Origin of the sequence: Sneathiella sp., from assembly GCF_002694385.1 — a bacterium.
Taxonomy (GTDB): domain Bacteria; phylum Pseudomonadota; class Alphaproteobacteria; order Sneathiellales; family Sneathiellaceae; genus Sneathiella.
Window position 1 is genome coordinate 114,574 of sequence record NZ_NZMB01000004.1, and the last position, 10,582, is coordinate 125,155.

Below are 10,582 nucleotides of genomic sequence, written 5' to 3' on the forward strand. Positions count from 1 at the left end.
TTTTCCAGTAGTATGTGAAAGGTAACATCATATGTCGATCGACATATTTTTGAATAAAGTTTTCATTACGGGTGATGAGGCAACCTATATCGCAAAGGCGATCGCCGGCTCCCAGAATGGCGAAATGATTTCCGGAGATGGCAGTTTTACACATCGCGCCAGCGAGTATCTTGAGAAAAAATTCCATGTGGATCAGGTCTTGCTGACGCATTCCTGTACGGCCGCGCTGGAAATGGCGGCCATTCTTGCCGATATCCAGCCTGGTGACGAAGTTATCATGCCGTCCTACACCTTTGTTTCGAGTGCCAACGCTTTTGTTCTGCGGGGCGGAGTTCCGGTTTTTGTCGATATCCGCCTTGACACGATGAATATGGATGAAAAGCTGATTGAGGCGGCCATTACGGACAAAACCAAAGCAATTGTTCCGGTTCATTATGCGGGGGTGGCGTGTGAAATGGACCGGATTATGGAGCTTGCCGAGAAATATAACCTGATTGTCATTGAGGACGCGGCGCAGGCGATTTTCTCCAATTATAAGGGCCGCCCGCTTGGAACCATTGGTCATCTCGGTTGTTTCAGCTTTCATGAAACGAAGAATATTGTCTCCGGCGAGGGCGGCGCCCTGTTCATCAATCGGCCGGAAATGACTGCCCGGGCGGAGATTATCCGTGAAAAAGGTACAGATCGGAAAGCCTTTCTGGAAGGGCGGGTCGATAAATATACCTGGCGGGATATCGGCTCGAGTTATCTGCCCTCGGACATGCTGGCAGCCTTTCTGCTGGCTCAGCTTGAACATGGCGAGGAAATCACTGAACGGCGTATGAAAGCCTGGAATATTTATGATGAAATTCTCCGGCCAACCGGTCTGTTGCAACTTCCTGAATATGGGAACAGTAATCAGCCGAATGGTCATATGTATTTCGGGTTGGTGCATGATGCATCAAAGCGCCGGGCCTTTATCAATGGCATGGCAGAGCAAGGCATACAGGCTCTCAGTCATTTCGTTCCGCTGCATACATCGCCAGCGGGGGAGAAATTTTGTCGTATCTCCGGCAGCATGGACAATACAGTGAGCGGTGCCACGCGACTGGTGCGACTGCCAATGTATTGCGGCGTTGAAGAACACGCCACAAGAATTGCAAATACAGCGAAAGAGGTTTTGTCCGGACTTTAATCTCCGCTTTGCCCTATGGTCAATTTTCTCCGCCCTTCAGGCGGGCGATATGCCAGTATTCGGTATTCTCAATCACTTCATAACCGGCGTCTTGCAGTAGGCTTTCCTGAAAGTCTTCGACGACTTCCGGAATTCCGGCAATGTTTCCCGTCTCAACCTTATCGAAGGCAAAAACAGGCGCCTTCAGGACAGCGATGTCGTTAATGACATTATCGCGCAATTCATCTCGATGGGCATAGAAAAAGAGGGCTTTCTTTGCTAGCGCCGGAGAGTTGTCTGTGAGCCGCGTCATGGTGAGCGAGAGTCCGCTCAACCAGGCAATGTCGGGATAGCGTTCATAAAGAGTGCGCAGTTCTTCCGCCTTCCGGGCGGCGTAGTGGCAAAGCGCCTGCGATGCCGGTAGCCCGTCGATACAGGGTGTGATTTCCTTTTGGACGCGTTCAATTGCCGCCACATATGGTTCTTTCTTGAAGACATACCGGATCGGATTGCCGAACAGGAAAGGGGCGACCAGCACGATGAGAATGAATGACCAGACAAGGCGGTCCTGTTTCGGCCCGCCCGCAAGGCGAGGAAGCATCAGCAAGGTATACAGGAGAAGCGGTACCCACATTTTGTTCAGGTGATAGCGGTTCATTTCATAGGGGCCGATGGCGATTATAAGGCCAACGATTACCATACCCTGAAAAGCAATCGGGGAGAGGGGTGTGCGATCCCGGATTGCCAGCAGATGGGATGCAAACAGCCCCATGCAATGGGCCATGACGAGGAAGAAGGGGGCAAAAAAGTAATAGGATAAACCGGCAAAGCCACCTGTTCCGCTCGCGACCTTTTGCTGTATGAGTCGTAAAAGTTCCTGAAGGACGCTTGGAAAAGGACCGTCAAAAAAGAGCAGGATGAGAAACGACGCGGACAGAACAAAGGTGAGCGCTGTCAGCATTCCCGCCATCAGGAGCGCCCATACGCCGCCCTTTGCCCCTTTGATGAACAGTCCGTACCCCAGAGCCAGAAGACAGTAAAAGCCGGTTTCGAAGTTATAAAAGGCAAATAACGGGGCAATTGCGCCAACTAGAAGTGCTGCCCACAGGACAGACAGAGTCCCGAGATAATAGGCAATAATGACAGTGAGCGGCAGCAGAATGAACCGTAAAGGGAGCTGGTTCGGTGTAGTCAGATTTTGTAGGGCCCCTGATATCGCTCCGGCAAAAAGTAAGAGAATCAGAATTGCGGAAGCCCATATGAGGCGGGCATTCTTTGCGCCAACTCGCTGGGTGATGATAAAGCAGAGCAGCCCGAAAAAGACAATATCCACGATAATCAGAAGCGTTTGCGTGCCAGCGAGATCGCGGAAGGCGGAAAATTTTTGCCCAAATGCAATAAGCTCGGTCAGCAGAAGCCCATAGGCGGCAAAAGCTTCATATCTATGTGCATCGCCGGAAGCCTCCTGAAGCCCGTCTCCAATGACGGCGGACCAGTGGATATCCATACTCCAGAGTTGTTGGTCGGGAATGGCGGGNGGAAACAGAAGCGGAAGNAGNAANAGTCCNAAGCANAGNATCNCAAANGCAAGNANGATGCGGGANGTTTCAAAGCGGCCTTTCAGTACCTCCTTCATNAGGTAGGCGACNAAAAGNGCGACCAGAAAATCTTGCANTTTNGGATCGTANATAAGAAGAACGGCAACCCAGAANAGCAGCANGNCGTATGGGCGGGCGGGTAGCGGAATATNCTCNGTAAGCGNCATCTTATGGGNNGCAAATGGCNTGGAAATACCCGGACGGACAAGCCCGATGACAAGTGAGGCAGAAAACAACAACACGCAGAGCAGAGTATAAAACTGCATCTGCAATCTGGTNTCGGGCATNCCCAGATANGCAATCTGTTCCGGCCGGAATCCGGCAATCGGCTGCGGCCCNTGTGTTAGNAGCNCNGCACTTATGAAGCTGACCGTTGCCACCGCCNTNACCAGTATCANCAGNCGCAGATTGATCTGGCGNGCTACATGGTCAATAAAAAGGANTGTATTTTCCTGACAGTNGGCTAATCCGTTCAGAGTGCTGCGCTTGATCTTTGCGGNCAATCCGGAAATCATACTNTGCCCACCTCTCGACTATCCGGTTATGTCCCCATNATNGCCCTTTGTTACGCAGTTTCACGCGGCNTGTCCAGAGNTGTTGANNTGATGCNGGNANGTTGGGNNCTACAGGATAGTNNNTGTATCGTTCCGNNTACNAAAAAACACGCGGCAGATGCTGCCGCGTGNTNTTGCATCCNTCAGGATTGGTTNTNGGNTTGCTAGTTGAATATGTAGTTCGGGAACCACAGGGCAATGGCCGGGAAGGCCACNATAAGCAGGAGNCCNGCNANTTCGACAATCGTATAAGGTCCCACGGACCAGTANATNTCCTTCATTGTGACATCCGGCGGGGCAACCGATCTGAGATAGAACAGGTTGAAACCAAAGGGNGGCGTCATATAGCCGATCTCCATCATGATGACGAACAGGATACCGAACCANACCGGATCAAACCCGTGCATGGCGACNAGCGGNAGGAANACCGGCANNGTNACCAGCATGATNCCGACCGGATCGAGCACCATGCCCAGAACCAGNAGCACNGCCATCATGAANGCGAGAGCNCCCCATTTTCCGCCCGGNATTTGCGCGGTGATATGGGAAATGAACTCTTCCGCNCCCATTGCCGTATANGCCATGGAATANGCATGGGCGGCAAAGATGATCCAGGCAATCAGCGTCGAAAGCCGGAATGTGCGGATGGCCGATTCCGAAATCATTTTCCAGTTNAGCTTGCGATTGACCGCACTGGCGATNAATGCGCCAAACACGCCGACAGCCGCNGCCTCGGTCACGGTTGCAAAACCACCGAATATAGCNCCGAGAACAAGGAAAATGATAAAGATGGGCAAGACGACTGANCGCAGCGCCACCATTTTTTCCCGCCAGNTTGCCCGCTCTTCCGGCGGNAGNGCCGGNCCCATATGCGGNTGTATCCAGCAACGAATTCCGATGTAAGTCGACACCAGCAGGAACAANAGCAAGCCGGGGAAAACGCCCGCCGCNAANAGNCGNCCNATCGANACTTCTGTCAGAAGCGCGTAGAGAACCATTAGAACCGATGGNGGGATCAGAATGCCGAAGCCCCCGCCCGCATTGATGGCACCAAGGGCCAGGCGGGGATTGTAGCCACGCTTCAGCATTTGCGGCAGGGCGATNGTGCCCATGGTGACAACGGCCGCACCGGAGACGCCGGACATGGCCGCAAANATTGTGCAGATGCCGACCGTNCCGATNGCCAGGCCNCCNCGAACGCCGCCCCACCATAAATGCATCATNCGATANANATCATGNGCGACACCGCTGCGNTCCAGCAACAGCGCCATGAACACATAAAGGGGAATAGCAATGAGGGANGCCGTTTCCATCAGATCCCACATTTTTGANGCGATCAGATAAAAAGCGATCGGCCCCTGCTCAAAATACAGGAAGATAATGGAGAGNCCGCCGAGNACAAAAGCNAGCGGNACNCCAAGCATGATAAACAGAAAGAGAAGGCCGAAGAANAGGAGGGTCAGAACCTCGATTGACAGAAGATCATACATCAGACATGTCCCTTTTCTTCTGCTTCGCCGTCCGTAATCGGNCCGAANGCGGNTTCATCCACCTCAATATCCANCAGAATCATGATATCGGCGATNAGCTTGACNATNCCCTGTAATGTCAGGAGTACGGCCGCGACAACGATCAATGTCTTTGANGGCCAGANCGGAGGTCTCCATGTNGTTTCATANCTGACTTCNAGACGGGANATACTGTCATAAGCCATAGAGTAGGACTCNGTCAGCAGCACCGCCATGAACAGGAAGAACAGGAAACTTGTCGCAACATCTGTCAACGCCTTCTTTTTCTTTGAAAAGGCACCGTANAACAGATCGACATTNACATGTTCNCGTCGGGCCAGCAGATATCCGCCGCCGATGATTGTATAAACCCCGAAAATCATCTTGGAGGCCAGCGCAGACCAGGAAATGGGGCTTTCAGTAATGTAGCGCATCACGACATCGCTGAACAAAAGAAGGAACAGGATCAGAACCGCGTAACATGCGACGCGTCCAATCCACAGATTGATTGTTGTTATTGTGCGTGCGAATGCTGTTAAGGCAGCCATATGACTCTCCAGCTATTGGTGTCTTGAGGTGTGAAATCAACACCAGCGAGTGTCAAAGGAAACAATTTGCCGGACATCTTGCCGGTAACCGGGATATCTTCCGCAGTATCAGAGGATATCCCGGAGTTGTTTCGCTCCGCTCTCGCCGAGCATTCCGACTGGAAAATCAGGTCTTAAAGATAACCGAGCTCTTTAAGATAGGCGACCATCATGTCCGCCCCCTTGGCGCCATTGCCGCCCTTGGCCCGTTCTTCATCAATGATCGTGGATGTTGCAGCCTTGAATTTTTCCTGAACTTCGACCGGGAATTCCATGACCTCAACCCCCATATTCGCCTGCCCATCGGCGAGGGTGATCTTTTCCTTGTAAAGATATTCCGCTGTCCGTTTCCAGAAACGCAGATCAAGCAGATGGAACAGCTCCTTTTTAAGGTCCGGCTCCAGCGCGTCTATTGCCCCCTGATTGATGATGATCGTGTCCATTGCCAGCCCAAGGGTAGGCTTCATGTGATATTTGGCAACTTCCCAGAGACTCATGGATTTGGCGCCCTGTGCCGCGCCCCAATGGGCGCCGTCCACAACGCCGCTTGCCAGGCTGGAGTATAGTTCGGGACCGGCAATGCTTTGGGTTGAGGCGCCAGCGGCTTCGAGGAACTTCTGGAAAGCGCCGGTTGAACGCAATTTCAATTTTGCAAAATCATCAATGCTGTTGACAGGCTTCGAGATGACGATTTCGGTGGGATAGACTTTTTCAGCACGGCTGACCACGCCATGTTTCGCCAGCTCTTCGTTGAACAGCTCTTCCATTCCCATATTTTTCAGGAAATAGGAAAATTCCCACGCTTCCCTGAAGGTGCCAGGAATACCATAGGCGAGGCCGGCAGACGGAGCCTCCCCGAGGATGTAACCCGGTGAAATTGTGCCCATTTCTACAACGCCGCGACGGACAATATTGAAAATTTCTCCGCCTTTGGCAAACTCGCCCGCACCAAAGAGTTGCAATTCAAACTGGCCGTCTGTGTTTGCCTTAAGCTCATCGGCGATGATGGCGAGGCTTTCGCTGAAAGAAGAGGAAGCCTTCGGCCAATGCGCCTGTACTTTCCATGTCACTTTGGCCTGCGCGGATGCGTTTCCAATAAAGGCCGGAGCGGCCAAAACGGCAGCGCCACCAGCCAGTGCGCCTCGTCTGCTAATAAGGTTTGTTGCTTTTTTCATCATTACCTCCCGTTGTGCGATATGACTGTTTTACCTATCAGTCGTTTTTGTCATTGCTTGCCGCATCTGCTTTTCATGAAGGGTCATGCAGAACAGTTCATAATTACGAGGCTGGACTTCTTGAATGGTCCGTTTTCCCGTTGCGCCTGAGCATGATTAACTCCCGCAAAGATCGTAGTATAAAGATTAAGCTATTACAAGCCTGTACGGAAAATTAGCGAGATATTTGACTACACAGTTTCGTCAGGGTTGTATCCTGTGTTGTCCGCGGTCAGTCATGTGAGATGGGGGGGGCTGAGCGGATAGGGATGAATGTTGCAAGGGACGGCCGAAGGGGAGGGGTATGTTGGCATAAGGAAAAAAAAAGGCCAGCCACTGCGTAAGCAATGGCTGGCCTAAGGGGATGGCTCTTTCGTTACAATGCGTTTGGCAGAATCAGACTGATGGAGGGATACAGTATCAGTATTGCCAGCACGATAATATCGGCAAAGATAAACCAGGTTACGCCCTTGAAAATGGTTTCAAGCCGAACAGTATCGCCGATAGCCCCCTTGAGAACGAAGACGTTCAGTCCAACAGGAGGGGTGATCATGCCGATTTCCAACAGCTTGACCATGATAACGCCGAACCAGATCAGATCGTAGCCGAGGCTGTCGATGACCGGAATAACGACGGGCAGGGTCAGCAGCATAATCCCGAGCGGATCCATAAAGGTGCCGAGGATGATATACATGACGGACAAAGCCAGCAGGATGACGAGCGGTGAATAATCCAGTCCGAGAGCAATATCGGACAGATAGCTTGCAACTCCGGTCATCGCAATAAAGCCGACAAAAATTTTCGCGCCGACAACAACGGCGAAAATGCTGGCGGTTTGGGTGACCGTTTCCAGGATTGACAGCTTTGCCCCTTCGATATTCAGCTTTTTGGCCAGTCCGGCAAGAATCCAGGCGCCGGCCGCGCCGATGGCGGCCGCTTCCGTTGGGGTCATAATGCCGGCATAAATACCACCCATCACCAGAATGAACAGTACTATGATCGACCACACGCCTTTCAGCGCACTGAAGCGTTCTCCCCAGCTTACCCGGTGGTCCGGCATAGGCGCCAGAGACGGGTTGATCTTTGCTCGGATAATGATCAACAGGATATAGCCGAGCGCAGACAACACTCCCGGCAGAAAGCCCGCGATCAACAGCTTGCCGATCGAGAGTTCCGTGAACAGCCCGTAAATAATCATCAGGATGCTGGGCGGGATAAGAGCACCGAGCGTTCCGGCGGCCGTAATGGCACCGGTTGCCAGCCCTTTATCATAATTGTAACGGAGCATTTCCGGAACGGCCAGTTTGCCCATGGCGGCGGCCGTTGCCATGCTGGAGCCACTGACCGCCGCGAACACGGCGCTTCCCATAACGGACGCAATGGCGAGGCCGCCTGGCAGGCGGGACAGCCAGGCTCTGGCCGCTGTATATCCATCATGCGTAAAGCCGAAATGGAAGGCGACATACCCCATCATAAGAAACATGGGAATGGCGACCAGTGAGAAGGAGGCGACGAATGAGAAGGGTTCAAACGACAGGTAGTTAAATGCCGCGGTGAACCCGCGTACAAAATTGGGATCTCGGCCAGCGGGCCATCCCAGAATGATAACCAGGCCGGCAAAACCGACAACGCCGAGCGCAACGGCAATCGGAACACGGAAGAGGATCAACAGAAGCAGCACCCCAATTCCGCAAAAACCAAGAGTAATGGGATCCATGGGTCCTTACTTTCTTGTTATGAGTTTGTGAATGGACTTGATCAGGTCGACAATCAGTCGTAACGCCATAATTAAGACCCCGGCGAAGAAGATTAAACGGGTCGGCCATTCCGGTATAGACAGGGGGCCTTCCATAAAACTTCCAACGATCCAGGAATCCAGGAAATAGTAATAGGCGGAACAAGCCATCAGCCCATAGAAGATCAATCCAAGCAACTGCGCCAGAACATCTATGGCATCCACTGCCCGTGCCGGCATCATGTCGGCAAGCAAAGTTACCGAGATGTGTTCTTTCTTAAACTGAACATAGGCAAAGGGCAGGAAGATAACGAAGACCATTAAAAACTCGTTCAATGTCACGTCATCCGGGATGGGCGCGCCAATAAAATGGCGGCCAATCACGGATATTGTGGTGATCGAGAGCATAACCATGATGGCTATGCCCGCGATCAGAACGAGAAATCTTTCGAAATAGTGGAAGCTATTATTCATTGAGATTTCCAGAAGTTCTTTTATGTGAAGGAATTATTTGCGAGTCCAGGGATAGCCCTTTTCCTCAAGTTCCTTTTCATATTTTGCGGTTGTGGCGTTGACCTGGTCGATAATGCTCTGCGGGTCCAAGCCTTTTTCCGAGACGCGCTTTTTCCAGTCAACTATGAACTCATTTGCCGCTTCTTTCCACTTCTCGCGTTCTGCTTCGTCCAGAACGGAGACTTCCACGACCTTGCCGTCAATACCGGCCTGCATTTCGGCGCGGGAATCATCAATATCCTTGATCAGCAGCTCGCCATAATAATCAGCGAATTCATTGCTGACCTCCGTGATGGTCTGCCGAATGTTTTCGGGCATGCTTTCCCAAAGATCCAGGTTGATGCCGGCGCCATAGCCCGGAACCTGACCCATGTTGACTTCAGTGATATAGCTACCGACTTCGTAAAGTTTGTAGGCATGGGCGGCAAACAAGTAAATCGCCGCGCCATCCACGGTTCCACGATCCATCGCCTGATAGACTTCACCAAAGCCGGTGTTTACTGGAACCGCACCAAGGTTGCTAATGAGATTCATGTAAGCGCCGGTTGCGCGGATCTTTTTGCCTTTAATGTCGTCGGCGGATTTGATCGGAAACTTGGATATCAGATCGCTCGGTCCGGTCGTGTAGTTAATCAGGATGCGAACATTGTTGTTCTTCATTTCTTCCTGCAGTTCCGGCATGGTCTCCTTCAATTCATGCCAGGTGCGAAGCGCGACCCAGCTATCACCAGAGACGAACGGAAGGTTGCCATAGCTCCAGACCGGAACTTCGGCGGGATTGTAAATGCCCATGATCGTTCCGGCATCCGCAAGGCCGGTGCCCACTGCGCGCAGCGTGTCCTTGCCCTTGGTCAATGACTGGCTCCAGAAAAACTCGACCTTTACTTCCCCATTCGTGCGCTTTTCAATTTCAGAAGCCCACCACTGGATAGCTTCGGCGCGGGCACCGCGGGGCGGGCCGAGTTCTGAGAACCGGATATTGTACTCGGCATATGCATTGGTGCCAAATGCACACAGCAAAAATAGCGTTACAATCATCATGAAACGCTTGGCTATCATGTTCTTAATTTTCATTATTGTCTCCCATGAAGGAATTTTCGTTTTGTTTCGACAGGCTGCTTCTTGTTGTTTTTGATTCTCCGAAACAGGATAGAAATTGATATAGAATTTTGTAATAGTCAACGAATAGAAGTTGTATTAGAAAAAAATTACCGCAGTTTCCAGTTTTCAAAGAGAAAACCTGGCGCGTCATATCATTTCCAGAATTATCCGTGATTGACGCAGTGAAAAAAGCACGGCCAAACACGGATGTCTTGTTATTAGCGAGCATAATATAGGAAATTATACTCGCTAATATAATGGAAAATCTTATGAAAAAGCGTGAACTGCTAGTTTATCAAGTTTTCGTGAGTTTGCTTTGAAAGAGTTACTTGCGGGTCCAGGGATAGCCTTTTTCCTCAAGTTCCTTTTGATATTTTGCAGTCGTGGCATTGACCTGCTCGATAATGCGTTCCGGATCGAGACCTTTGGATGAGACGAGCTTTTTCCATTCATCAACAAGCTCGATTGATGCTTCTTTCCACTTCTCGCGTTCTGCGGGATCAAGCGTGGAAACTTCCACGGCTTTGCCGTCAATACCGGCCTCCAGCTCGGCGCGGGCAGTGGCGCTGCTCTTGATGAGGGCCTCTGCAAGTCGATCAATGAATTCATCGCTGACGTG

The 10,582-nt window shown here is 51.4% G+C and carries 8 protein-coding genes and 1 pseudogene; 1 reads left to right on the forward strand and 8 read right to left on the reverse strand.

The genetic code is table 11. The features are described 5' to 3' along the window. Positions 1-31 precede the first annotated feature (31 nt). Complete coding sequence (gene rffA, locus CMN55_RS01285; protein WP_293947719.1) at positions 32-1,174, forward strand: dTDP-4-amino-4,6-dideoxygalactose transaminase; 1,143 nt, start codon at positions 32-34, stop codon at positions 1,172-1,174. A gap of 19 nt (positions 1,175-1,193) precedes the next feature. Here rffA and CMN55_RS01290 read toward each other — a convergent pair whose 3' ends face one another. From CMN55_RS01290 to CMN55_RS01315, 8 genes and pseudogenes are all read right to left on the reverse strand, one after another. Continuing rightward, positions 1,194-2,660 carry a hypothetical protein gene (locus tag CMN55_RS01290; RefSeq protein WP_293947721.1) on the reverse strand — a complete coding sequence of 489 codons (1,467 nt, stop codon included), beginning with the start codon at positions 2,658-2,660 and terminating at the stop codon, positions 1,194-1,196. Positions 2,661-3,469: 809 nt separating this feature from the next. Beyond that, the gene (locus CMN55_RS16940) at positions 3,470-4,783 is read right to left on the reverse strand and encodes a TRAP transporter large permease (protein ID WP_366931932.1); all 1,314 of its coding nucleotides are present in this window, start codon (positions 4,781-4,783) and stop codon (positions 3,470-3,472) included. Between the two features lie 11 nt (positions 4,784-4,794). After that, positions 4,795-5,361: a TRAP transporter small permease subunit gene (locus CMN55_RS16945; protein ID WP_366931930.1), complete on the reverse strand. Its 567-nt coding sequence runs from the start codon at positions 5,359-5,361 to the stop codon at positions 4,795-4,797. 173 nt (positions 5,362-5,534) lie between these two features. Beyond that, entirely contained in the window at positions 5,535-6,470 is a 936-nt protein-coding gene (gene dctP / locus CMN55_RS01295; protein WP_293947723.1) for a TRAP transporter substrate-binding protein DctP, read from the reverse strand. A gap of 520 nt (positions 6,471-6,990) precedes the next feature. Continuing rightward, positions 6,991-8,331: a TRAP transporter large permease gene (locus CMN55_RS01300; RefSeq protein ID WP_293947725.1), complete on the reverse strand. Its 1,341-nt coding sequence runs from the start codon at positions 8,329-8,331 to the stop codon at positions 6,991-6,993. Positions 8,332-8,337: 6 nt separating this feature from the next. Beyond that, a complete protein-coding gene (locus tag CMN55_RS01305) occupies positions 8,338-8,823 on the reverse strand; it encodes a TRAP transporter small permease (RefSeq protein WP_293947726.1) in 486 nt (161 codons plus the stop codon). A gap of 33 nt (positions 8,824-8,856) precedes the next feature. Next, positions 8,857-9,936, reverse strand: coding sequence for a C4-dicarboxylate TRAP transporter substrate-binding protein (locus CMN55_RS01310; RefSeq protein ID WP_293947727.1), 1,080 nt, complete (start codon positions 9,934-9,936; stop codon positions 8,857-8,859). A gap of 352 nt (positions 9,937-10,288) precedes the next feature. After that, positions 10,289-10,582 (reverse strand): annotated as a pseudogene (locus CMN55_RS01315) (hypothetical protein); the annotation flags it as partial.